A 24399-nucleotide genomic window follows, 5' to 3' on the forward strand; every position below is an offset into this window, starting at 1 on the left:
AGTTGCGTGTCATGTATCCACTTCCCGTCGAACGCTGGAAACCGCTCAATCGCGCGCTCTACAAAGTGTCATTGCCGATTGCGTTGCTGATCTGGTTATTGCCGATGCTTGCTGTTCTCGTGACGTCGATCCGTTCTTCCGACGAGCTGTCGCAAGGCGATTACTGGGGCTGGCCAAAGCATTTCGCGCTAATAGAAAACTATGGCACCGCACTCACGCAAACGCCGATGCTGCATTACTTCACCAACAGCGTGCTAATTACGGTGCCTTCGGTGATCGGTGCCATCGTGCTGGCGTCGATGGCGGGTTTTGCTTTGGCGACCTATCGCTTTCCGGGCAATACCGCGGTGCTATTCGCATTCGTCGCCGGCAATTTCGTGCCTATTCAAATCCTGATGATTCCGGTGCGCGACATGGCGCTGAAGGTTGGGCTCTTCAATACCCTGTGGGCGCTGGTGATTTTTCACATATCGTTTCAGACCGGCTTTTGCACGCTGTTTCTGCGTAACTTCATCAAGCAGTTGCCGTTCGAGATGATCGAAGCTGCGCGAGTGGAAGGGGCGAGTGAATGGACGGTCTATTTGCGCATCGTACTGCCGCTGATCCGTCCCGCGCTCGCGGCGCTTGGCATCCTGGTGTTCACCTTCGTGTGGAACGATTACTTCTGGGCTTTGTGCCTCACGCAAGGTGATGACGCCGCGCCAATCACGGTCGGGGTTGCCGCGCTCAAAGGGCAATGGACGACCGCGTGGAACCTGGTCGCCGCAGGCTCGGTACTCGCCGCATTGCCTTCTGTGCTGATGTTCTTCGCGATGCAAAGGCATTTCGTCGCCGGCCTGACTTTTGGTGCGAGCAAAGGCTGAGCGCCCGCTCGACGTCAACTAACAACGAGACTTCTCTCATGCAACTTGGTGTGTGTTATTACCCGGAACAATGGCCGCGCGACATGTGGGCCGACGATGCAAAGCGTATGGTCGAACTCGGCATTACGCACGTACGTATTGCTGAATTCGCGTGGAGCCGGATGGAACCGCGCGCCGGCGAATACGAATGGCAATGGCTCGACGAAGCCGTCGAAACGCTGGCGGGCGCAGGACTGAAACTGGTACTCGGCACGCCGACCGCTTCGCCGCCGAGATGGCTGATCGACGCGCATCCGGACGTGTTGCCGGTGCGTGCAGACGGGACGCGCTGGAACTTCGGCTCGCGTCGCCATTACGACATTTCGAGCGACACGTACCGGCGCGAATGCCTGCGTATTGTCGACGCGATGGCCGGACGTTACGGACGTCATCCTTCCATCGTTGCATGGCAGACCGACAATGAACTCGGTTGTCATGAGACGGTGCCGAGTTATTCGGGCGCCGCACTCGAGCGTTTCCAGAAATGGCTAAAGCAGCGTTATGAAACCGTCGCACGCTTGAATGACGTGTGGGGCAATGTGTTCTGGAGCATGGAGTACCCGTCGTTCGAATCGATCGGATTGCCGAACCTCACGCCGACCGATGCGAATCCGATTCATCTGCTCGACTTCCGGCGCTTCATGTCCGATGAAGTCGCGAGTTTTCATCGCGAGCAGATCGATGTATTGCGACGTCATGCGCCAAATGCAGATTTGCTGCATAACTTCATGGGCTTTTTCACGACGTTCGATCACTACGATTTCGTGAAAGACAACGCGATCGACGTCGCGTCGTGGGACAGTTACCCGATCGCGCGCACGGAATCGATTGCGTTGCCGGAAGAGCAGAAAGCGCGTTTCGCACGCACTGCGCATCCCGACGTTTCTGCATTCGATCACGACCGCTATCGCGCCGTCGGCGGCGGGCGCTTCTGGGTGATGGAACAGCAGGCAGGCCCGGTGAACTGGGCGCCGTGGAATCCGGTGCCTGCGAAAGGCATGGTTCGACTGTGGGCGTACGAAGCCTTCGCGCACGGTGCGGAACTGGTGTCGTATTTCCGCTGGCGTCAGTGCCCGTATGCGCAGGAGCAGATGCATTCCGGGCTGAATTTGCCGAACAACGAGTTGTCGCCGGGCGGGCTCGAAGTGCAGCAGGCGGCGCGCGAGATTGCGAATTCCTCGGCACTGTCGACACTCGGTGCGCCGGCGCGTGCGGCGACCGCGATCCTGTTCGATTATGAAACGCAATGGATGTTCGAAATCCAGCGTCATGGCAAGACGTTCGATTATCAGACACTGGTGTTCGATTACTACGAATCGCTGCGTGAACTCGGACTCGACGTCGATATCGTGTCGAGCCGCGCTGATCTTTCAGGGTATCGCCTGGTGGTCGTGCCGAGCCTCGCGGTCATCGACGATGCGCTCGTCGCGCAGATCGAACGCAGCGACGCGCAGTGGGTTTTCGGCCCACGCAGCGGCTCCAAAACGGAAGCCTTCGCGATTCCCGGCAACCTCCCGCCAGGCGCATTGCAGCGCGTGTTGCCGATGCAGGTGCTCGAAGTCGAATCGTTGCGTCCGTCGCTTACGCCTGCGTTGTCTGTCGGCGGCACCGATGGCACGGCGATCTATTGGCGCGAGCATGTTCGGGCCAACGGCGCGACCCGCATTGCCGCACAGTTCGCCGATGAATGGCCCGCGCTTCTCTCGCACGGCAAGGTTCGCTACGTGGCGGCGTGGTTGTCGCACGCGCTGCATCGCACGGTATTGCAGCAGGCCGCGCACGACGCAGGCCTCGACACGCAATTACTCGCCGATGGTTTGCGCGTCCGCCGTCGCGGCGAGCTGACCTTTGCGTTCAACTTCGGCGCAGAACAGGTGCAGGCACCCGCCCCGGCCAATGCGGTCTTTGTACTCGGGCAACCGGGTTTGAATACCGGCGACGTTTGCGCATGGAAAGACGCCTGAATCGGATCGCATTGTAAGACGGTAGTTAGCAGGTTGGCATTCAGAGTCAGACGCTTGAAACCGGACCAGGCAGCCTTGAAAGAGCTGCCATTCAATCGATGGAGGATGACGGATGAACCGAAGAGAAATGCTGGGATGGCTGGCTTCGACAGCGGCAGCGGCTGGCGTCGGCGCGACGATCGGTGCGCCCGCCGTAGCCCTGGCGGCGGAGCGCGAATCGTCGGGACAGCCAGCGCACGGCGGCCGCGTTGCAGTGGGCGCGGATGTGTCGACGCTACTTGAACTGGAAGCGAACGGCGCGAAGTTTTACGAGCACGGCGAGAGGCAGGACTGTCTAAGGCTGCTGAAGAACCACGGCGTCGATTCGATCCGGATCAAGGTCTGGAACGATCCCGGCAATCCGGATTTCTTTCCGGCCAATCAGAGTCCCGCAGCCGGTTACAACAATGCCGAACATGTGCGCGTGCTGGCACGTCGTGCGACGGCGCTGGGTATGCGGGTGCTGATCGACTTCCATTACAGCGACTGGTGGGCCGATCCGGGCAAGCAGTATCCGCCACACGCATGGGCCGGTAAGGACATCGTGGAAACCTGCGCGTTGCTATACGAGTACACGTCGAACGTATTGACTATGCTCGCGCGCGATGGCGTTCATCCAGAGTGGGTGCAGATCGGCAATGAAATTACCGGTGGCATGCTGTGGCCGCTCGGCAAATACGATCAACTCGACAACCTCGCACAATTGCTGAAAGCGGGGCATGACGCGGTTAAATCTGTCGACGAACGCACCAAGGTGATGCTGCATATCGACAGCGGTGGCGACAACGCAAAGAGCCGTTGGTGGTTCGATGCCGCGACGCAGCGAGGTGTGACGTTCGACGTGATCGGTCTGTCGTATTACCCGCAGTGGCAGGGTTCGCTGAGCGATCTGCAGAACAACGCGAACGATCTGGCGACGCGCTACAACAAGGACGTGATGGTGGTCGAGACCGCGTATCCGTGGACCACCAGTGATGGCGACTCCGAACCCAACGCAATGACCAATGTCGGGACCTCGACTTATCCGCAGACGCCGGCTGGCCAGACGCAATTCCTCGGCGCGGTGACGGATATCGTCAAAGCGATTCCCGATGGCCACGGCAAAGGCGTGTTCTGGTGGGAGCCGGAGTGGATTCCGACGCCGAATGTCGGCTGGAAAGCCGGGGCCGGCGATCAGTGGGACAACAATACGGTGTTCGACTTCAAGGGCAATGCGCTGACCTCGCTGGACGCGTTCCGGAAGCGCTAATACCGTGGGGCCGGCGCGGCGGCAGCGGAATTCGTCGCCGCGCAACCCGCATTGACGACATGCATTACTGCGCGGGCGTTTGCCCTTTTTGCTGATTGGCGCAGTCTGCCGACACCGCCATGCTCGCCTGATCGGGCGTCATGTGCGGCGCGTTCGGCGCATAGATTTTCTCGATGATCGCGTTGACCGCCTGACGGTCGTCGGGGTCTTTATAGTACTTCGCGGCCTGATCGAGCGCCTGTGCCTTCGTCTTCTTGTGCGCACGCCACGACGCGACCTGACCGGCAATATCGCCGAGCGCGAAACATTGACCGCTGACCGTTTGCGCCACGGCTTGAGCCGCCGGTTGCGCGAGGCACACCGCCAGCAGCGCGGATACGACTACGCGTTTCATTACCAGAATCCTGTCGTTAGATGAGCGAGGGTGCGGCAGCGGCGGGGTTCACGGCTGCGGCGACCGGAGGGGCAAGCAACCCGGCAGTTTACCGGGAAGTCGCACGGCGCGCTTTTTTTGCGGCAGGCACAAAAGGCGGCATCCCAGTTTCATGGATGCCGCCGCCCGGTTCGACGTGCAACGAAAGAAGACCAGCACCAGCACACCGCCAATGCCTTCCCCCGTCTTAATGGCCGAACGACTCGGCCTTCGCGGCATTGCCCGTCGCCACATGCGGCCGGGCAGCCTGCTTGATCAGCAACGCCACGCATGAAACCAGGCCCGCTACCGCGACCATCGCGAAAATCCCGCCAAACGTGAAATGGCGGCGCGTCAATTCAGCCACCAGAAACGAACCCGCAATCCCGCCAAAACGCCCAATACCCAACATCCACGCGACACCCGTGCCGCGACCCTGGGTCGGATAAAAAGCAGCGGCGAGTGCCGGCATTGACGATTGCGCGGTATTCATCAACACGCCGGCGACGAACACGATAAACACCAGCGCGCCGACATTGCCAACGGCCTGGCCGATGAAGTACACGCTCACCGCAGTCAACGCATAGCAGGCGGCAATGATGCGGTTCGCGTTGAAGCGGTCCATCAGCAACCCGCACAACACTGCGCCGACGCCACCAAGCGGGAACAGTGCTGAAATCAGCGTCGCGCGTTCTGGCGTGAGGCCGGCGTCCTTCAACAAAATCGGCATCCAGTTGATCGACGCGTAGAAAATGACGAGGCCCATGAAATAGGCGAGCCACAGCATCACCGAGCCGATGATGTAAGAGCGCGACAGCACCACGCCTAATCCCTTGCCGCCGGTTTGCGGCGCGGTTTCGGTCATCGTGAAGGTGCCGGCTTGCACGGCGTCTCCGGAGATGCGGGCAAGCGCTGCACGAATCCGTTCCACCGGCTTGTGATTCGCCACCATGTAACGGACCGATTCCGGCAGTTTGGCAAGCAGCAGAATCATCAGCAGAAGCGGGGTGACGCCGCCGAGCAGCAGCACGCTGCGCCAGCCGAAATGCGGGATCATCCACGCGGCAAGGAAGCCGCCGAATGCCGCGCCTAGCGGAAACCCGCAGAACATCAGATTGATCACGGTTGCGCGGCGGCGGTCGGGGCAGTACTCGCCCATCATCGTCACGGCGTTCGGCATGGCCGCGCCGAGGCCCACGCCCGTGATGAAACGCAAGATGGTGAGTTGCTCGATGCCGGTGGAGAAGGCCGAGCCAAAACAGGCCACACCGAACAGCAGCACGGAGCCGAGCAGCATCGAGCGGCGGCCGAGCCGGTCGGACAGCGGGCCTGACACGAGCGCGCCGCAAGCGAGACCGAACAACGCGGCGCTCAGCACGGGCGCGAGCGCCGGTTTGGGAATGCCCCATTCGGAGATCAGCGAAGGCGCAATGAAGCCGATGGCGGCCGTGTCAAAACCGTCCAGCAGGACGATGATGAAGCACATGAAAAAGATCAGCCACTGAAACGGCGAAAACGGATGTTCGTTGATGAAGGTTTGAACATTCACAGCGTTGCTGCGGCTCATAAAGGGTCTCCTGATTGCGAAAAGGCCCGTGATGACGAGCCTTTTCTTTCTTATACGATCGTACGCCGTTTGGAAGCGCTGCACGATGCCTGCACCGGCGGCAAACTGGCCGCTCGACGAGGGCGGCACACTCTGGAAAGCCGTCGCCCATCGCTGCCGCGGCGGTAGTAACGCGCGCTGCACCTGCCGTGCCGGGCGCGTTACCCGCGGTGCGCTGGAATGCCTGCAGCGCATCGGGCCCGCTACGCCTGGACAGTGAATAATACCCGGACAGGTTGACGGCTGATACTACGCGGAACCCGAGTGCCACGCACGAAACGGGCGTCACCGCTGCCGGGCTGATGCGGCTCTTATCGAGCGTGATACGGGCGACGCGGAGTCAGGCGAGTTTTGCCGCGATAGCCTCACCGACTTCCGTCGTATTCGCTTTGCCGCCGAGGTCGCCGGTATGAGGGCCTTCAGCCAGCGTCGCCTCGATGGCCGCGAGAATCGCGTCGTGCGCGTCGCGTTCCTTGCCTTCGGAATGACCGAGGAAGTCGAGCATCATGGCGGCCGACCAGATCATCGCAATCGGATTCGCGATGTTCTGGCCGGCGATGTCGGGCGCCGAACCGTGTACCGGTTCGAATAGCGAAGGAAACTTGCGATCCGGATTCAGATTGCCCGACGGCGCGAGGCCGATTGTGCCGGTGCACGCAGGGCCGAGATCGGACAGAATATCGCCGAACAGATTGGTCGCGACCACCACGTCGAAGCGATCGGGGTTCAGCACGAAACGCGCGCACAGAATGTCGATATGCTGTTTGTCCCACGTCACATCGGGATACTGTGCCGCGACGCCGGCTGCACATTTGTCCCACCACGGCATGCTGATCGCAATGCCATTGCTTTTCGTCGCGACGGTGATCTTCTTGCGCTCGCGACGTTGCGCCAGATCGAATGCGAACTTCAGCACGCGCTCGCTGCCATGCCGCGTGAACACCGATTCCTGCAGCACGAATTCGCGCTCGGTGCCTTCGAACATCACGCCGCCCACTGACGAATATTCGCCCTCGGTGTTCTCACGCACAATCCAGAAATCGATGTCGCCCGCTTTGCGTCCCGCGAGCGGCGAAGGCACGCCGGCAAAAAGACGCGCTGGACGCAGGTTGATGTACTGATCGAATTCGCGACGGAACTTCAGCAGCGAACCCCACAACGAGATGTGATCAGGGACGGTGTCCGGCCAGCCCACTGCGCCGAACAGAATGGCGTCGACGGATTGCAGTTGGGCTTTCCAGTCGTCGGGCATCATCTTGCCGTGCTTCGCGTGGTAGTCGCAACTCGCCCAGGCAATGTGCTGATACTCGAGTTCGATGCCGAAGCGCTGCCTGACTGCATCCAGCACGCGAAGGGCTTCGGGCATGACTTCGACGCCGATGCCGTCGCCGGGGATGACTGCGATCCGATATTTCTTCGACATCTCGTGCTCCTCCTATGGGGTTTTCGATAATCCAGTGCCGGCCATTTTATTCCTGCGGCTCCAGCAGGAAATGACGTTTTAACCTACGGCGATGACGACGTTACTCACTGCGCCCCGCATTCAGCTTGCGCCATAACGTCGTCTTGCTGATACCGAGTGCCTCGCACACTGCATCCCGATCGCCGCCGTGTGCCGCGAGCGCAGCGCGGATCTGATCGGCTTCCACGTGACGACTGCGTTCGCGCAACGTGAGCGCTGTCTGTTTCGTGCGGACTGGCTGGTCGACAATTTCCGGTGCAATAGTGCGCAGCATGTCGCGCGTGAGAATGGTGGCGCCGTCAGGCAGCATCTCCATGTCGGCGAGTTCGACCGCAATTCTTTCGATCACGTTCTGTAACTCGCGCACATTCCCCGGCCATGCGTAACGTCGCAATGGCGCGGCAAGGGCGGCGAGCACCCGTTCGGCAGCGGCCGCATCGGGCAGGTGAGCGGCGAGCCTCGGCTCACGCGCGGCGGCTTGCAGCAGCAGTTCGACGGCGAGCGGCAGCAGGTCGGTGGGGCGCTCGCGCAGTGGCGGCAACGCAATGCTCAGAATGTTCAGCCGATAGTAGAGGTCGGCCCGAAAACTTCCCGCCTCGATGCCTTCGGTCAACGCGCGATGCGTCGCTGCAACCACGCGAATATCCACGCGCATCGGTTCCGTCGAACCCAGGCGTACCACTTCACGCTCCTGTAGCACGCGCAACAGCCGGCTCTGCAACGACAGCGGCATTTCACCGATCTCATCGAGAAACAGCGTGCCGCGATGCGCGACTTCGATCAGCCCCGCCTTGCCGCCCTTGCGCGCGCCGGTGAATGCGCCTTCCTCGTAGCCGAACAACTCGCTTTCCAGCAACGCCTCGGGAAACGCACCGCAATTCATGGCGACAAACGCGAAGTCGCGTCGTGCGCTCAACTGATGCATGCTCTGCGCGACCATTTCCTTGCCGGTCCCGCTCTCGCCGAGAATCAGCACGGTGGCGTCGGACCTCGCATAGCGCTGCACCAGCGTGCGTACCCGTTCAATCGATTCGGACGCGCCGACGATATCGCCTAGCCGGTAACGCGCGCTGAACTGCTGCACCCGTTGTCGCGAACGCAACGTGCGATCGAGTCGTTCGACAGCGCGCGACTCCTGAAACGTCAACACGGTCCCCGCTGCGGCGTTGCTACTGGCAAGTGGTCCGCGATGCACGACATAGCTCGCGCCGCGAACCGTGCAGAACGTGTCGCCATCCGCGTCCGGCAGACTGCCGGCGAGATCGGGCGCGAGATCGAGTAACGCGCGGCCCACGGCCTTCGTTGCGTCGATGCCGAGCACGCTGGCCAGGCGCTGATTCATCGCTTCGACGCGGCCTTGCGCGTCGAGTGCAACGACGCCGTCGCGCAGATGCTGCAGCAGATTGTCGAGCCGTTGACGGCGCACCGATTCGCGGCGGGTGGCTTGTGCGACTTCGAGTGCGGTGTCGAACGCCGCGCGCACCGACGCGCGCGAATACAGAAACACCGCGCCCATGCCCGCATTGGCCGCGAGGTCGGTGACGAGTCCGGGGCCGACCACCACGTCGACGCCACGATCGCGCAGATCGAGCACGACGCTCTCCGCGTCCTGCGCCGACTGGTACGACGCGAACGTGACGTCGAGTGCATAGGCGGACGTGAAGCGCTGTACTTCATCCGGTGTGGTGCCGTGCGTCACCAGCGCCACTTTCGCGCCGTCACGCCGTGCGCGTGCCAGCGCATGCATCAGGTCGAAACCGGTCGGGTTGATCCGCACGACCGGCACCGACACGCGCGTCTTCAGATAGGCGCCGTTGGAGCCGCCAGCAATCACGACGTCGGGACGGCCCGCGCCTGTGCCTTCAATCTCGCGGACTGCGTCTTCGAATGCGTGCGACACGATGCGCAGGTCAGCGCGTTCGACGTATTCGCCCGCAATGTCGAAGAACAGATCGCGCAGCCGGCTGATGCTCAAGGCCCAGATGCGCGGACGCTGGGTGGGTTCGAAAGGAGGTGTGCTCAAGGCAGTGGGCTCGCGTCAGGCAACGGATGTCTCGCCATTATGCGCGTATCCGTTTCCAATCTGAAATTTCGATTTCATTGTTGAAATGAAACGCACAGGCTGCCACGATGCTGCTTTACGTGAAATCAGGCACTTAGCGCATGGCAGCACGCCTGGCCCGTTCTTTGCATTTAAGGCTTCACATCAAAAGCCTACCCCCACAAAATCTGGAGACAGACACATGAGCGAAGCAGACAACAGCACGCCGGCCCAAGGCGCTTTCAAACCGAAGAAATCCGTCGCGCTGTCTGGCGTGACGGCGGGCAACACCGCGCTGTGCACGGTCGGCAAGACCGGTAACGATCTGCACTACCGTGGCTACGACATTCTCGACATCGCCAGCGCGTGTGAATTCGAGGAGATCGCCTATCTGCTGGTCCACGAAAAGCTGCCCACGCAGGCCGAACTGACTGCGTACAAGGCCAAGCTCAAGGGCATGCGCGGGCTGCCCGCGAACGTCAAGGCCGCGCTCGAATGGATCCCCGCCGCCGCCCATCCGATGGACGTGATGCGCACCGGCGTGTCCGTGCTCGGCACCGTGCTGCCGGAGAAGGACGATCACAACCTGCCCGGCGCACGCGATATCGCCGACAAGCTGATGGCCTCGCTCGGCTCGATGTTGCTGTACTGGTATCACTACTCGCACAACGGCAAGCGCATCGAGGTCGAGACCGATGACGATTCGATCGGCGGCCATTTCCTGCATCTGCTGCATGGCGTGGAACCGTCGAAGGCGTGGGTCGACGCGATGCACGTATCGCTGAACCTGTACGCGGAGCATGAATTCAACGCGTCGACGTTCACGGGCCGGGTGATCGCCGGCACAGGGTCGGACATTTACTCGGCGATTACCGGTGCGATCGGCGCGCTGCGCGGCCCGAAACACGGCGGCGCCAACGAAGTCGCGTTCGAGATCCAGTCGCGCTATCAAACGCCCGACCAGGCCGAAGCCGACATCCGCCGGCGCGTCGAGAACAAGGAAGTGGTGATCGGCTTCGGTCACCCGGTGTACACGATCTCCGATCCGCGCAACAAGGTCATCAAGGAAGTCGCGAAGAAGTTGTCGAAGGAAGCGGGCAACACGAAGCTGTTCAGCATCGCGGAGCGGCTCGAATCGGTGATGTGGGAAGCGAAGAAGATGTTCCCGAATCTCGACTGGTTCAGCGCGGTGTCTTATCACATGATGGGCGTGCCGACGGCGATGTTCACGCCGCTCTTCGTGATCGCGCGCACGGCCGGCTGGAGCGCGCACATCATCGAGCAGCGGGTCGACAACAAGATCATTCGCCCCAGCGCGAATTACACCGGACCCGACGATCTGCCGTTCGTGCCGCTGGCTAAACGCGTTTGATCGCGACGTATTTCTCCTCGCTTGCGTCGCCGGAAGGCGATGCAGCGAAATTTGGCCTTGGCTCGCTAGTACCCCGGGCCAAGGCTGCTTTTTATCGACGCGGGTGTGTGATCGCCTAACCCACAGCCTAAACAGCGCAACGTTCAAACGCGGGCTTTTCAACCAGCGATAAACTACCCAGAGTGTCCGACCGGTCCATCAGCGCAATACCGCTGGAAAAGGCCCGGCGGATTGCGATTGGCCCCCGCCATCGTCCCCGGATCAATACTGTCTTTCCTACGCCATGAATACTGCAAACCGCAAACGCCTTCCCGGCACCTCGCTGGACTTCTTCGATACGCGTGCCGCGGTCGATGCGATCCAGCCCGGCGCTTACGACACCCTGCCGTACACGTCACGCGTGCTGGCCGAAAATCTCGTGCGCCGCTGCGATCCGGCAACGCTGACTGCGTCGCTCACGCAGATTATCGAACGCAAGCGCGAGCTGGATTTTCCGTGGTTCCCGGCGCGCGTGGTGTGTCATGACATTCTTGGTCAGACTGCGCTGGTCGATCTCGCCGGCCTGCGCGATGCAATTGCCGCGCAAGGCGGCGACCCGGCGATGGTGAATCCGGTCGTGCCGACGCAACTCGTAGTCGACCATTCGCTGGCGGTCGAATGCGGCGGCTTCGATCCCGATGCGTTCAACAAGAACCGCGCGATTGAAGATCGCCGCAACGAAGACCGCTTCGACTTCATTAACTGGACCAAGCGCGCGTTCAGGAATGTCGACGTGATTCCTCCAGGCAACGGCATCCTGCATCAGATCAATCTTGAGCGGATGAGTCCGGTCGTGCAGGTGAAAGACGGCGTGGCGTTTCCCGATACGCTGGTCGGCACCGACTCGCATACACCAATGGTCGACGCGCTCGGCGTGATCGCCATCGGCGTCGGCGGGCTCGAAGCGGAAAGCGTGATGCTCGGGCGCGCATCCTATATGCGGCTGCCGGATATCGTCGGCGTGGAACTCACCGGCAAGCCAGGCGAAGGCATTACGGCAACCGACGTCGTGCTTTCGCTGACCGAATTCCTGCGCAAGGAAAAAGTGGTCGGCGCCTACCTCGAATTTTATGGCGAAGGCACCAGCAAACTGACGCTCGGCGACCGCGCGACCATCGCGAACATGGCGCCCGAATTCGGCGCGACGGCCGCGATGTTTTATATCGATGAACAGACCATCAAGTACCTCAAACTCACGGGCCGCGACGACGAACTCGTGAAGCTGGTAGAAACGTACGCGAAGCAAACCGGCTTGTGGGCCGACACGCTGAAGCGCGCCGAGTACGAACGTGTGCTGAGGTTCGATCTGTCTAGTGTGGTGCGCACGCTCGCGGGCCCGTCGAATCCGCATCGACGTCTGCCGGTTTCGGAGCTGGCGGCGCGCGGCATTAGCGGCAAGGTGGAGAACGAGCCTGGCTTGATGCCGGACGGCGCGGTGATCATCGCCGCGATCACGAGTTGCACGAACACTAACAACCCGCGCAACATGATTGCCGCAGGCTTGATCGCGCGTAATGCGAACCGGCGCGGTTTGACCCGCAAGCCATGGGCGAAGACGTCGCTCGCGCCGGGATCGAAAGCGGTCACGTTGTATCTGGAAGAGGCAGGGTTGCTGCCGGAACTGGAGAAACTCGGCTTCGGCGTGGTCGCTTATGCGTGCACGTCGTGCAACGGCATGTCCGGCGCGCTGGACCCGGTGATCCAGAAGGAAGTGGTCGAGCGCGATCTGTATGCGACTGCGGTGCTGTCCGGCAATCGCAATTTCGACGGACGTATTCATCCGTATGCGAAGCAGGCTTTTCTCGCATCGCCGCCGCTGGTGGTCGCTTACGCGATTGCGGGCACGATTCGGTTCGACATCGAGAAAGATGTACTCGGTATCGATGCCGACGGTCATGCGGTCACGTTGAAAGATATCTGGCCGACGGATGAAGAGATCGATGCAATCGTCGCGTCGAGTGTGAAGCCCGAGCAATTCCGCAAAGTATACGAACCGATGTTCGCCGTTTCTGTCGATACGGGCGAGAAGGCCAATCCGCTTTACGACTGGCGTGAAATGAGCACCTACATTCGTCGTCCGCCGTATTGGGAGGGTGCGCTGGCTGGAGCGCGCACGCTGAAAGGCATGCGTCCGCTGGCCGTGCTCGGCGACAACATCACGACCGATCACCTGTCGCCGTCGAATGCGATTCTGCTGGACAGCGCCTCGGGCGAATACCTCGCAAAAATGGGGCTGCCCGAAGAGGATTTCAATTCGTATGCGACTCACCGCGGCGATCATCTGACGGCGCAACGCGCGACCTTTGCGAACCCCACATTGAAGAACGAGATGGTGCTCGAAGATGGCAAGGTCAAGGCCGGTTCATTGGCGCGCATCGAGCCTGAAGGCAAGGTCACGCGCATGTGGGAAGCGATCGAAACCTACATGGAACGCAAACAGCCGCTGATCGTGATTGCCGGTGCCGATTACGGCCAGGGGTCGTCGCGCGACTGGGCGGCCAAGGGCGTGCGCCTCGCCGGCGCGGAAGCGATCGTGGCGGAAGGCTTCGAACGGATTCACCGGACCAATCTCGTCGGCATGGGTGTGTTGCCGCTGGAATTCAAGGCGGGCGTGAACCGGCTGACGCTCGGTATCGACGGCACCGAGACTTTCGACGTGATCGGCGAACGCACGCCGCGTGCGGATCTGACGCTGGTGATTCATCGAAAGAATGGTGAGCGGGTGGACGTGCCGGTGACGTGCCGGCTCGATACCGCCGAAGAAGTTTCCATCTATGAAGCCGGCGGCGTGTTGCAGCGCTTTGCGCAGGACTTTCTTGAGTCGTCGAAAGCGGCGGCTTGAGTTGCCGCATGCAGTTCTACGGCTAACGTAATGCAGCACAGGGCGGTATGGACTTAAGCGCGTACCGCCCGCTTATCTCATCAGGATACGATTGTCATGGCGCATCGACCGCAGATCAAAATTCCGGCCACCTATATGCGTGGCGGCACCAGTAAAGGCGTGTTCTTCCGCTTGCAGGATTTGCCCGAGGCCGCGCAGGTGCCGGGCGCCGCGCGCGACGCACTGCTGATGCGCGTGATTGGCAGCCCCGATCCGTATGGCAAGCAGATCGACGGCATGGGTGGCGCGACGTCGAGCACCAGCAAGACGGTGATCATCGCTAAAAGCAGCCGGCCCGATCACGATGTGGATTACCTGTTTGGACAGGTGTCGATCGACAAGGCGTTTGTCGACTGGAGCGGCAACTGCGGCAATCTTTCCGCTGCCGTGGGGCCGTTTGCGATCAGCGCGGGTCTGGTCGACCCGAGCCGTATTCCGCGCGATGGCGTGGCCACTGTGCGCATCTGGCAGGCCAATATCGGCAAGACGATCATCGGACATGTGTCGATGACCGATGGCGCCGTGCAGGAAACCGGCGACTTCGAACTCGACGGCGTGACGTTTCCCGCGGCTGAAGTGCAACTCGAATTCATGAACCCGGCTGCGGAAGAAGAGGGGGCGGGCGGCGCGATGTTCCCGACCGGCAAGGTGGTCGACGATCTCGACGTGCCAGGCGTCGGCACGTTGAAGGCGACGATGATCAACGCGGGCATTCCGACCATTTTCGTGGACGCGGAGTCGATCGGCTACAAGGGCACCGAACTGCAGGACGCGATCAATAGCGACGAGAAGGCGCTCGCGATGTTCGAAACGATTCGTGCCCACGGCGCGTTGCGGATGGGGCTGATCAAGCATCTGGACGAGATCGGGACGCGGCAGCATACGCCGAAGGTCGCGTTTGTCGCGAAGCCGGCTGACTATGTTGCGTCGAGTGGCAAGCGGGTGACAGCGGGCGACGTTGATCTGCTGGTGCGGGCAATGTCGATGGGCAAACTGCATCACGCGATGATGGGGACGGCGGCGGTGGCGATCGGCACAGCGGCTGCGATTTCGGGAACGCTGGTGAATCTGGCGGCTGGCGGTGGCGAGCGGGAGGCGGTGCGGTTTGGACATCCTTCCGGGACTTTGCGCGTGGGAGCGGAGGCTCGGCTGGAGGGCGGCGAGTGGACCGTCACCAAGGCGATCATGAGCCGCAGTGCACGGGTTTTGATGGAGGGCTGGGTGAGGGTGCCGGGGTGACGCGTTTGCCGTGAGTCCGTTGATGTGTGGTCTTGTTCCGGAAGCGGTCCTCGACTGATTCCGATGCCGGGCATTCGCGCGTTCAATCCGCCGGATGCCCGGATTTCCTTGTGTGGTTGATCCCGCGGCGCTTTTATCCTCTGCATTACACGCAGTCCGGTCCGTCTCTCGTTAAGGACGTTCGCTCCTTAACCAAAAGTTATACCCCACCCGAAACTCGGCATACGACAGCCGGACGACATCTATCTAGTATCTGCTCAACGGGAAACCCATTCCCGACTGGCCTGCTACGCGGGGTTTGCCGGCCCGACGCTGTCGCGCGGGCAGACGGGCTCCCCGACTGTACGCAGAGAGCCACAGGAAGGACCCACTTCCTCATTCCAACCTGAATTCCTCTGGAGACATACGCCATGCCCACCCCAGCTCCCCTTCGCTTTGGCGTCCTCGGCGCCGCAAAAATCGCCCGCTCGTTCATCGCGGGCGTATCGACATCCGAACTCATCGAAGTGGCCGCCGTAGCCAGCCGCGATCTGGAAAAGGGCAAAGCATTTGCGAGCGAGCTGAACATTCCCAACGTGCACGGTTCCTACGAAGCGCTGCTCGACGACGCGACCATCCAGGCCGTCTACGTCCCTCTGCCGAACACGCTGCACGCCGAGTGGGTCATCAAGGCACTCGACGCGGGCAAACACGTGCTCTGCGAAAAGCCCATTGCGGTGTCGTCGGAAGACGCCCGTCGCATGTATGACGCAGCGCGGCGCAATCAGGTCTTTCTGGCCGAAGCCTATCCGTACCGCGCGCAGGAACAGACCCTCGCATTGCAGCGCCTGCTGGCCGACGGCGCGATTGGCCGGGTCCAGACAGTGCATGCCTGTTTCGGCGTGACCTTCACCGATCCCGCCAACATCCGCCTCGATCCCGATCGCGGCGGCGGCGCGCTGCTGGATGCCGGCAGCTACGCGATGAACTTCCTGAGGATGGTCGCCGGCGAAAAGCCGACCCGTGTCAATGCGCTGGCCCGCTGGGCAGAGTCGGGCGTCGATCTGACCGTCGTCGCGAATCTGGAGTTTGCGAGCGGCCTGCTCGGACAGATCACCTGCAGCTTCAGCACCGCGTATCACCGTCACGCGCTGATCGCCGGCAGCGACGGCATTCTGGAAACCACCTTTCTGAATAGCCCGCCCGAAGCGGGACCGCCGGAGATCCACCTGCGTCGCGGCATCCCGTCGTCGACGCCACGCGAAACGATCACCGTGTCCGGCAAAAGCGGCTTTCTGGTCGAAGCCGAAAGCTTCGCGCTGGCGATTGCGAAAGGCCCCGAACACTGGACCGGCTGCACCGAACAGGAGTCGGTCGACACCATCGCGGCGCTCGAAGCGATCGCTCGCAGCATCCGCTCGGAAAAGTGGGAAACCGTCTGACCGCAGTCGACGCGTGATGCTTGACGCGTGATGCACCTGCCAGCCGGCAGCCTCGAAAGACGCATAGAACGTCTGCACCTCGAATACCGGAGACGATATGAAGAGCCAAGCAGTTTCGCCTGTCGTACAGGACGTGCCCATCGCGTCGTCACGCCGGTCGCGCGCACGCTTCACGATCCTCGCATTGATCGCGATCGGCACGGTGGTCAACTATCTTGACCGGACCGTGCTCGGTATTGCCGCGCCGACGCTGACCAAAGACCTTGGACTTTCGGCCGCCGTGATGGGTCTGGTGTTCTCGGCGTTTTCGTGGACGTACACGGCTTCGCAGATACCGGCGGGTATGTTTCTCGATCGGGTTGGCGTCAGGAAGACCTATTTTCTTGCGGTCGCGAGTTGGTCGACGTTCATCGTGCTGCATGGTTTTGTCGGCGGACTGGCTTCGTTGCTGGTCTGCCGGTTCGGGCTCGGCGTGGCCGAGTCGCCGTGCTTCTCGGCCAACAGCCGCGTGGTCGGCCACTGGTTTCCACAGCGCGAGCGTGCGCGTGCCACCAGCATCTACCAGGTGGGGCAGTACATCGGTCTCGCGGTCTTCAGTCCGCTGCTGTTCTGGATCATCGCGGCGTTCGGCTGGCGCGCGATGTTCGTGGTGGTCGGTGCGGTCGGTTTGCTGTTTTCACTGATCTGGTGGGTGCGTTATCACGAGCCGCACGAGTCTCGCACGATGAACGACGCGGAGCGCGAGTACATCGGCGCAGGCGGCGGCCTCGAGAGTACCGGCGACGTGCAGCGGCCGTTTTCGTGGGCCGATGTGCGTACGCTGCTCGGACGACGCCAGATCTGGGGCGCGGCCATCGGCCAGTTCGCGGGCAACGCTACGGTAGTTTTCTTCCTCACCTGGTTCCCGACGTATCTCGTCGCGGAACGGCACATGGTCTGGCTCAAGGTCGGGTTCTTCGCGGTGCTGCCGTTCCTGGGCGCGTCGGCGGGCGTGTTGTTCGGCGGATGGGTGTCCGACCTGCTGCTGCGCCGTACCGGTTCGGTCAACCTGGCGCGCAAGCTGCCGATCGTCACGGGACTGCTGCTGGCCTCCACGATCGTGCTGGCGATCTACGTCAAAACCGACACGGCAGTGATCGCAGTCATGTCGATCGCGTTCTTCGGGCAGGGCATGGGTGGTCTGGGCTGGTCGATCGTCCCCGATATCGCGCCGAAGCGTCTGATGGGGCTCACCGGCGGTATCTTCAACTTCACCGCCAACATCGCGGGCATCGTGACGCCGGTTGTGATCGGCGTGCTGGTGTCGTTGACCGGCTCGTTCGTCCTGGGGCTTGCGTTCATCGGGGCGGTGGCGTTGTTGGGCGCGGCGTCGTACATCTTCATTCTCGGCGACATCAAGCGGATCGAGTTGCCGGGCGACTCACTGGCAGCCACCAGCCGCCGCTAACGCCGATGAGCGCGCCAATCGAAGTCGGGACCGTCACGGCAACACGGCGGTCCGGTGACGCGCGAGCGTCGTGGGTCGTGCTGCTGGTGGCCGCCGCGTTCTTCATGGAGAACCTCGACGGCACGCTGATGGTGACCGCGTTGCCGCAGATGGCAGCGTCGTTCGGCGTCCGGCCACTTGACATGAGCGCGGGCATCACCGCGTATCTGCTGAGTCTCGCCGTGTTGATTCCCGTGAGCGGCTGGGTGGCCGACCGGTTCGGCGTGCGCACGGTGTTCATGGCGGCACTAGCCACCTTTACCGTGGCTTCTGCGCTATGCGGAGCGGCGCAGAGTTTCGCTGGCTTCGTCGCGGCGCGCATGTTGCAAGGGATGGCCGGCGCAATGATGGTCCCGGTCGGCCGGCTGGCCGTGCTGCGCTCCACGCGGCAAGAGAACCTGATGCGCGCCATCGCGGTGATCACGTGGCCCGGTCTGGTCGCGCCCATTCTTGCGCCGCCGCTCGGCGGGTTGATTGTCACGTTTGCCTCGTGGCGATGGCTGTTCTATCTGAACGTGCCGCTCGGTTGCGTGGGCGTGTGGCTCACGCATCGTTTTTTCGACGCCATGGCGGCTCCCGCCGAACGGCGTCCGTTCGATGTTTGTGGCTTCGTGCTGTGCGGTGTCGCCTGTTCGAGCCTGGTCTATGCCACCGAACATCTGGGACGTGCGGGCGGCTCATCGCTGGTGCTGGCAGCAGGCGTAGCGATGGGCGTCGTCACGACCGTGCTGGCCGTGTGGCATCTGCGCCGCGCACGCACGCCGCTCGTCAGCCTCGCGACTCTGCGGATCAGGACGTTTGGCGTCGCCGTGGGCGGCGGATCGATCTACCGGATCTCGATTGGCGCCGTGCCGTTTCTGCTGTCGCTGATGTTCCAGACGTCGTTCGGTTTATCGGCGTTCAGTTCCGGCTTGCTGACGCTCAGCGTGTTTGCCGGCAACCTTGCAATGAAACCACTTACGACGCTGATCATCCAGCGCTTTGGCTTCCGTTCGGTTCTGCTGGTCAATGGCGTGCTTGCATCGCTGTCGGTGGCGGCGATGAGTCTGCTGTCGCCCGCGAGTCCGGTCGCATGGATGGTGGCGATCCTGTTCGCGAGCGGTCTCGCGCGTTCGCTTCAGTTCACTGCGTTGAACACGCTCAGTTTCGCCGACGTTCCCCAGCCGCAGATGAGCGGCGCAGCCACGCTTTCCAGCGTGGCAACCCAACTGACGATGGCGTTCGGTGTGTCGGCTGGCGCTATCGCGCTGCGCATCTCCCAGTGGCTGCTGGATGCGAACGCGAATGCGGCGCCGGTGGGACCGCACGATTTTCAACTGGCGTTTATTTTCGTCGCGGTGCTCGGCGCCTGCGGATTGATCGACCTCGTATCGCTCCCTCGCGATGCGGGCTCGCGGGTGAGTGGTCACCGGCAAACCAGCTAGCGGGGCGGGACGGGTGCAGACTTTAATGCGTGAATAAACCGTTACATTACAAGTACATAACACCTGCCCGCGTCGCTGAAGAGATCCTGTGGCCATGCTAACCTTCACCCCTTTCTCGTCGCACCAGTAGTCGAGTACTTTCAATTCAGTTGTAGGCCGGAGGAAATGTGGCATTAGAGCATCGTGGTTTTCGAGTCAACGTAGACGTAGCAGCAGACGAACAGGGTGTGCAGTGGGTGTGCCGCTCGAGCATCGAACGTATTGATGGCAACAGCGCAGAAGGCGCACCCGCAGGTGACGAACTCACTATCCCCAAGCTGAAAATCGACCCGCTCCTGGCGATCCATACGCTTGAGCATCGCGCAGTCGCGCAGATCGACGAGTTCTACGATCGCGCGCACGCCGCAGCCTGATTCACGCTGTGCGCCCTATTGTCGCAGCCTGGCTCACCCAGGCTCGACGATGACCCTCCTCGCGACCGTCATCAAACCAGTAACGACGTGTTAGCCGGTTTTACGGCTCAATACAGGCTGCATGGCCAATCGACTCAGAATCGATACAACGCAATGCAATCGCCACAATCTGTCCGATCTCCGCATCGTTACTTGCACAAGACACCATCAGGCGCTTGCGAAAATAGCCGCTCAGCGCGGCGTGAATAAACGCTGCCGCTTGCCTGGCATTGAGATCGTCCGCGCCGCGCGTCACGCCGGCTTCCTTGTTTGTTATGTCGTCGAGCGAGGTACGTGTCGCACCGCGCAGAAAAAACGCGCGCTCCGCTGCGTCGGTGCTTTTCGCTCGCGTATCGAGCGCCTGCTGTCTGGTACGTCTCATCCTTCACTTCGCCTTTCCCGCAAATACCCGTGCGCAAAGTACCGGGACACTGCTGCCGGTCTAAACATCGTTGCATATTAAATGAGCGGTTCGGGCTGTTTCATTAATGAGCATGCTCGCCCGCATGCGATCGATCGTTGCCGCAGCGAAGAACCGAAGCTGCAAGTGTGGCTCTGCGATACGGGAAAGGCAGTGCGAAAAATAAAACGAGACGCTCGATAACATCCTGCGCTTAAGTGTTCAAAAAGCCCCACAGCGTTGCGAGATTTGAAGTTGGGCATCCTCATCATTTGCGCGATCATTCTCAATCGAAAATGAAAGCTCAAATCTGGCACACAGCGTTTTTCTTTATGCGCTCCACGACGAGATCCACGAAATACCTCGTAAAACACGCACGAAAAGCTGTGCCCCACGATTCTCCCGACCTATTCTGTAGATAAATTGTCCGGCAGCGGACAAGCGCGGCGTGCACGATTGTCCGTGGCGTCCAGTTATCCGGCGCGGCCTGGGTATTTGCGATCGGGGTTCGGCATGGCTCACGAATCAACCGCTTCGTACAACGGGCGCATGAGTGTCCACCAACGCTGGATGATCGCGATCGCCAGTACGGGCGGCGCGCTTGAAGTTTTCGACTTCGTCATCTACGGCTTTTTCGCGCAGAACATCGGCCGGGCTTTCTTCTCACCGTCCACCGGCATTGCACCGGCGACGCTGTCTTTTCTGGTACTCGCGACGGGCCAGTTAGCGAGGCTCACGGGAGGCATGCTGCTGGGACGGCTGGGCGATCTTTACGGCCGCCGTCTCGTCTTCGCTGCATCGGCGATGATCGCGGGTGTCTGCACGCTGCTGATCGGCGTCATTCCACCTTACGCCGTGCTTGGAATCGCGGCGCCTCTACTGCTGATTCTGCTGCGCGTGGTGCAGGGATTCTGTCTCGGCGGAGAACTGCCCGGCGCGGTGATTTACGCGGTTGAAACGGCGCACGCGCGACGCGGGCTTTTATGTGGAGTGGTGTTTTTCGCGGTGAATATCGCGTTGCTGCTCGCGTCCGGCGGCAATCTGCTGCTTCATGTGCTGCTCACTCCCGCGCAGGTCGACGCGTACGGCTGGCGTATCGGCTTTCTATCAGGTGGCCTGTTTGGCCTCGCAAGCTTCTTTCTGCGCCGTAATCTGACTGAAACCGACGAATACATTCGCGAATTTCGTGTGCGTCGCAATGAGCCTTTGCGGCTGCTGTTCTCCAAGCATCTCGCGTCGACGGTTCGAGGTGTGGCGGCGGCGTCTCTCGTCGGCGTATCGGGCGGGCTGCTGGTCGCGCATTTGCCGCCGTGGTTGCAGGCGTTGCATTACGATTCAGCGTCCGTCGCCCGCGCACAGTTGGCTTACGTGCTGCTTATTTCGTTCGGCATTCTTGCAACCGGCTTTCTTGGCGACTGCATCCCGCGACGCTATGTGTTTCGTGCCGGCACTGTCATGTGGATGGCGTTCGCGCCGCTTTTCTATCTGGCCGTCGATGCGCATATCGCTAGTCTCACACTGCTGTTTTCGGCGGCTGCTGTCGTCGCGTCATTCGTGAACGGGACCTATGCGTGCGCGATCGCCGAAATGTTTCCCGTCGACGTGCGTTTCAGCGGACTCGCGATGGCAATCAACCTGGGCCTCGCGATTCCGATGGGGCTCGCGCCCCTCACCGCCAACCTGCTGTCCGTCCATCTGCACTCCTCGATCGCGCCGGCACTGCTGATCGTCGTGTGCGCGATGTTCGCGTTCACTGCGTCGTTCGGGATGAATCGTGACGCCTCGTCGCAAATGGCACGCACACGGAGGGGTGCGTCGCTCTCGGCTGGCTCCGAATGAATACGCGTTCGATCTTCCGGATCGCCGACGTCGAACTCGATGTCGAGCGCTACGAACTCCGACGCGGCGGCGTGCAGATTCCACTCGAACGGCAGCCAATGGAACTGCTCATCATGATGGCGCTGCGTCACGAACAACTGGTGACGCGCGCCGACATTGCCCGCTCGCTGTGGGGCGGCAGTGCGTTTCGTGAAACGGATAACGGCATCAACACGGCGATCCGCAAGATTCGCGTCGCGTTGGGGGAGTCGCCGGAACAGCCCGAATATCTGGTCACGGTCAAAGGCAAAGGGTATCGGCTGAATGTCACGCCGTCGGACGGTGAAGAGGTGGCGTCGCTGCCCGGCGACGCATTGCGAATGCTGGTGTTGCCGTTCTCGAATCACACGACGAACCGCGGGTTCGAACCGTTCTGCGACGCGCTCGCCGATGAAATATCGGCGGCCATTGGCGCGATGAACCCGGCCCACGTGCTCGTGATTGCGCGGACCACCGCCGCTCAATACCGGACCATCACGCACGGCATCGCTGATATTGGCCGCCACCTGTCGCTCGATTACATTCTGGAAGGTTCGGTCGCTATCGACGGTACGCAGATGCGGATTCTGACGCAGCTCGTGCGCTGCGTCGATCAGGTGCAGGTATGGAGCGCCGCGTACGAGCCGGCGTCGCAAGGTCATTTCGACATTTGCCGGGAATTGCGGGCCGCGTTCGCGACAGACGTAATGTCCGCGTTGACCGCATCGGGTTTGCATCCGTTGAACCGACGCTCGCCGATCAATCCCGCTGCGCATGACGACTGGTTGCGCGGCCGGTTTTACTGGACCCGTCGCGTGCATTTCGATGCGGGCTTCGCCGCGCATCACGCGTTGGGCGATGAAGATTTCGTGCGCGCGCGGGCCTATTTCGAAAGCGCGGTGGAGCGCGATCCGACTTATGCGCTCGGCTATGTCGGCTTGTCGAACGTGTTCGGGTCGACGGCGGCGCACGGTTTTTATCCACCGAAAGACGGTTATCCGCGCGCGCGTGAAGCCGCTTTGCACGCGTTGCAGCTCGACGCGAATCTGCCCGAGGCACATCAGGCGCTGGCGGGCGTGCACTATTTCTACGACTGGGACTGGCGACGTGCCGAGGACGAGTTTCTCGAAGCGCTGCGGATCAATCCCTCGCACGCGGAAACCAGCCGGCTCTATGCGCGCCTTTTGCTGGTGCAAGGCCGCGATGCGGAAGGCCGTGCGCAATTCGAACGCGCCGAGCGTGCCGATCCGATCGGCTTCGAAGGTTCGCGTGTGTTTGGTCTGGTGCAATCGGGTCAGTATGACGAAGCGATTGCCGAATACTGCCTGCACGAAGGACGCGCACATTCGCCGCTGGTTCATCAACTGGTGGCGACCGCGTTCGAGATTCGCGGTCTTTATGAAGAGGCCGTCGAGGCCACTGTTGAAGCGCTGTTCTGCAGCAACGCATTCGCGCGCGCCGAAAAGATTCGTGAAGCGTGGGACGCAGGCGGCTATCGCGAAGTGTTGCAGTGGTATTTGCGCGATCTGACGGCACGCGCGGCGGAGGGCTATATTTCACCGTTTCTGTTCGCCGAACTCTATGCGCGGCTCGCGCAGCCCGAGCCGATGTTCCGCTGGCTCGAGGCGTCGCTGGCGGAACGTTCGCCGCGCATGTGCGAACTGAAGACCAATCCCTGGTTCAGACGGTTCAGGTCGATGGGACGTTTTCGCAGTGTCGAGAAGCGGATTGGCCTTTGAAACACGATGTGTTCAATTGCACCGGTCAGTTGCCGTGATACGTATCGTGCTGCAAACGGGCCTGCTCGCCGGATTGCTCCGAATGGATCAGATCCTGATAGACCTGCTGTCTGGTCACCATCGTCGCGCCCGATCCCGTGGCGCTCGTGGTAGCCACGCCGCCGACGTCCGCCGACGGTGGCGGTGCCGCGGTACTGTTCGACATCGCGTCCGTGGTGGTTGGCGCATCTTGCGCCCAGCTGCTGCCAGCCAGTGCAGCAACTGTACAGATCGCCGCAAGTCGTAGAGCTTTCATTTTGTTCACTCCTTTCATACCCGGTTGAAATGACGGCAGCGGTTAAATGCACCCGCTGGAGACTGATAGTGCGCGCAGTGCCCGAACGTCTCTATTGATTCAAGCTGAAGAAATCGTTA

The 24399-nt window shown here is 61.5% G+C and carries 18 protein-coding genes; 12 read left to right on the forward strand and 6 right to left on the reverse strand.

The window, feature by feature from the left end; translation table 11 throughout:
• The first annotated feature begins 11 nt into the window (after window positions 1-11).
• The 3 genes from LMG28727_RS11955 to LMG28727_RS11965 all read left to right on the forward strand — a co-directional run bounded on the left by LMG28727_RS11955 (window position 12) and on the right by LMG28727_RS11965 (window position 4154).
• Window positions 12-863, forward strand: coding sequence for a carbohydrate ABC transporter permease (locus LMG28727_RS11955; protein ID WP_201642531.1), 852 nt, complete (start codon window positions 12-14; stop codon window positions 861-863).
• 38 nt (window positions 864-901) lie between these two features.
• Window positions 902-2866: a beta-galactosidase gene (locus LMG28727_RS11960; protein WP_201642532.1), complete on the forward strand. Its 1965-nt coding sequence runs from the start codon at window positions 902-904 to the stop codon at window positions 2864-2866.
• Window positions 2867-2978: 112 nt separating this feature from the next.
• Complete coding sequence (locus LMG28727_RS11965) at window positions 2979-4154, forward strand: glycoside hydrolase family 53 protein (RefSeq protein ID WP_201642533.1); 1176 nt, start codon at window positions 2979-2981, stop codon at window positions 4152-4154.
• A gap of 64 nt (window positions 4155-4218) precedes the next feature.
• Here the strand turns inward: LMG28727_RS11965 and LMG28727_RS11970 are convergent, their stop codons facing one another.
• The 4 genes from LMG28727_RS11970 to prpR all read right to left on the reverse strand — a co-directional run bounded on the left by LMG28727_RS11970 (window position 4219) and on the right by prpR (window position 9657).
• A complete protein-coding gene (locus LMG28727_RS11970) occupies window positions 4219-4548 on the reverse strand; it encodes a hypothetical protein (protein ID WP_201642534.1) in 330 nt (109 codons plus the stop codon).
• 226 nt (window positions 4549-4774) lie between these two features.
• A complete protein-coding gene (locus tag LMG28727_RS11975; protein WP_201642535.1) occupies window positions 4775-6133 on the reverse strand; it encodes an MFS transporter in 1359 nt (452 codons plus the stop codon).
• 379 nt (window positions 6134-6512) lie between these two features.
• Window positions 6513-7595 (reverse strand): tartrate dehydrogenase, encoded by a 1083-nt coding sequence (locus LMG28727_RS11980; RefSeq protein WP_201642536.1) that lies wholly within the window; start codon window positions 7593-7595, stop codon window positions 6513-6515.
• Between the two features lie 100 nt (window positions 7596-7695).
• Window positions 7696-9657 (reverse strand): propionate catabolism operon regulatory protein PrpR, encoded by a 1962-nt coding sequence (prpR, locus tag LMG28727_RS11985; RefSeq protein ID WP_201642537.1) that lies wholly within the window; start codon window positions 9655-9657, stop codon window positions 7696-7698.
• A 220-nt stretch (window positions 9658-9877) separates the two neighbouring features.
• Here prpR and prpC point away from each other — a divergent pair, with 220 nt between their 5' ends.
• From prpC to LMG28727_RS12020, 7 genes are all read left to right on the forward strand, one after another.
• Window positions 9878-11047: a bifunctional 2-methylcitrate synthase/citrate synthase gene (gene prpC / locus LMG28727_RS11990; RefSeq protein WP_201642538.1), complete on the forward strand. Its 1170-nt coding sequence runs from the start codon at window positions 9878-9880 to the stop codon at window positions 11045-11047.
• 283 nt (window positions 11048-11330) lie between these two features.
• The gene (acnD, locus tag LMG28727_RS11995; RefSeq protein ID WP_201642539.1) at window positions 11331-13928 is read left to right on the forward strand and encodes a Fe/S-dependent 2-methylisocitrate dehydratase AcnD; all 2598 of its coding nucleotides are present in this window, start codon (window positions 11331-11333) and stop codon (window positions 13926-13928) included.
• A 96-nt stretch (window positions 13929-14024) separates the two neighbouring features.
• The gene (prpF, locus tag LMG28727_RS12000; protein WP_201642540.1) at window positions 14025-15206 is read left to right on the forward strand and encodes a 2-methylaconitate cis-trans isomerase PrpF; all 1182 of its coding nucleotides are present in this window, start codon (window positions 14025-14027) and stop codon (window positions 15204-15206) included.
• A 410-nt stretch (window positions 15207-15616) separates the two neighbouring features.
• Window positions 15617-16627 (forward strand): Gfo/Idh/MocA family protein, encoded by a 1011-nt coding sequence (locus LMG28727_RS12005; protein WP_201642541.1) that lies wholly within the window; start codon window positions 15617-15619, stop codon window positions 16625-16627.
• 97 nt (window positions 16628-16724) lie between these two features.
• Window positions 16725-18074 (forward strand): MFS transporter, encoded by a 1350-nt coding sequence (locus LMG28727_RS12010; protein ID WP_201642542.1) that lies wholly within the window; start codon window positions 16725-16727, stop codon window positions 18072-18074.
• Window positions 18075-18079: 5 nt separating this feature from the next.
• Window positions 18080-19537, forward strand: coding sequence for an MFS transporter (locus tag LMG28727_RS12015; protein ID WP_201642543.1), 1458 nt, complete (start codon window positions 18080-18082; stop codon window positions 19535-19537).
• Between the two features lie 167 nt (window positions 19538-19704).
• The gene (locus tag LMG28727_RS12020) at window positions 19705-19950 is read left to right on the forward strand and encodes a hypothetical protein (RefSeq protein WP_201642544.1); all 246 of its coding nucleotides are present in this window, start codon (window positions 19705-19707) and stop codon (window positions 19948-19950) included.
• 100 nt (window positions 19951-20050) lie between these two features.
• Here the strand turns inward: LMG28727_RS12020 and LMG28727_RS12025 are convergent, their stop codons facing one another.
• Window positions 20051-20371 (reverse strand): hypothetical protein, encoded by a 321-nt coding sequence (locus tag LMG28727_RS12025; protein WP_201642545.1) that lies wholly within the window; start codon window positions 20369-20371, stop codon window positions 20051-20053.
• 531 nt (window positions 20372-20902) lie between these two features.
• On the opposite strand from LMG28727_RS12025, the gene LMG28727_RS12030 reads away from it, so the two are divergent.
• Window positions 20903-22228 (forward strand): MFS transporter, encoded by a 1326-nt coding sequence (locus LMG28727_RS12030; protein WP_201642546.1) that lies wholly within the window; start codon window positions 20903-20905, stop codon window positions 22226-22228.
• Complete coding sequence (locus LMG28727_RS12035; protein WP_201642547.1) at window positions 22225-23985, forward strand: winged helix-turn-helix domain-containing protein; 1761 nt, start codon at window positions 22225-22227, stop codon at window positions 23983-23985. Before LMG28727_RS12030 ends, LMG28727_RS12035 begins: the two co-directional genes overlap by 4 nt.
• Before the next feature lie 25 nt (window positions 23986-24010).
• Here LMG28727_RS12035 and LMG28727_RS12040 read toward each other — a convergent pair whose 3' ends face one another.
• A complete protein-coding gene (locus tag LMG28727_RS12040; RefSeq protein WP_201642548.1) occupies window positions 24011-24280 on the reverse strand; it encodes a hypothetical protein in 270 nt (89 codons plus the stop codon).
• Between the last annotated feature and the right edge of the window lie 119 nt (window positions 24281-24399).

The organism is Paraburkholderia metrosideri (genome assembly GCF_904848625.1).
In the GTDB taxonomy this organism is placed as follows: Bacteria; Pseudomonadota; Gammaproteobacteria; order Burkholderiales; family Burkholderiaceae; genus Paraburkholderia; species Paraburkholderia metrosideri.

Coding starts and splice junctions, on each gene's coding strand:
- LMG28727_RS11955 (WP_201642531.1), top strand. CDS start 12: ATGTATCCACTTCCCGTCGAACGCTGGAAACCGCTCAATCGCGCGCTC.
- LMG28727_RS11960 (WP_201642532.1), top strand. CDS start 902: ATGCAACTTGGTGTGTGTTATTACCCGGAACAATGGCCGCGCGACATG.
- LMG28727_RS11965 (WP_201642533.1), top strand. CDS start 2,979: ATGAACCGAAGAGAAATGCTGGGATGGCTGGCTTCGACAGCGGCAGCG.
- LMG28727_RS11970 (WP_201642534.1), bottom strand. CDS start 4,548: ATGAAACGCGTAGTCGTATCCGCGCTGCTGGCGGTGTGCCTCGCGCAA.
- LMG28727_RS11975 (WP_201642535.1), bottom strand. CDS start 6,133: ATGAGCCGCAGCAACGCTGTGAATGTTCAAACCTTCATCAACGAACAT.
- LMG28727_RS11980 (WP_201642536.1), bottom strand. CDS start 7,595: ATGTCGAAGAAATATCGGATCGCAGTCATCCCCGGCGACGGCATCGGC.
- prpC (WP_201642538.1), top strand. CDS start 9,878: ATGAGCGAAGCAGACAACAGCACGCCGGCCCAAGGCGCTTTCAAACCG.
- acnD (WP_201642539.1), top strand. CDS start 11,331: ATGAATACTGCAAACCGCAAACGCCTTCCCGGCACCTCGCTGGACTTC.
- prpF (WP_201642540.1), top strand. CDS start 14,025: ATGGCGCATCGACCGCAGATCAAAATTCCGGCCACCTATATGCGTGGC.
- LMG28727_RS12005 (WP_201642541.1), top strand. CDS start 15,617: ATGCCCACCCCAGCTCCCCTTCGCTTTGGCGTCCTCGGCGCCGCAAAA.
- LMG28727_RS12010 (WP_201642542.1), top strand. CDS start 16,725: ATGAAGAGCCAAGCAGTTTCGCCTGTCGTACAGGACGTGCCCATCGCG.
- LMG28727_RS12015 (WP_201642543.1), top strand. CDS start 18,080: ATGAGCGCGCCAATCGAAGTCGGGACCGTCACGGCAACACGGCGGTCC.
- LMG28727_RS12025 (WP_201642545.1), bottom strand. CDS start 20,371: ATGAGACGTACCAGACAGCAGGCGCTCGATACGCGAGCGAAAAGCACC.
- LMG28727_RS12030 (WP_201642546.1), top strand. CDS start 20,903: ATGGCTCACGAATCAACCGCTTCGTACAACGGGCGCATGAGTGTCCAC.
- LMG28727_RS12035 (WP_201642547.1), top strand. CDS start 22,225: ATGAATACGCGTTCGATCTTCCGGATCGCCGACGTCGAACTCGATGTC.
- LMG28727_RS12040 (WP_201642548.1), bottom strand. CDS start 24,280: ATGAAAGCTCTACGACTTGCGGCGATCTGTACAGTTGCTGCACTGGCT.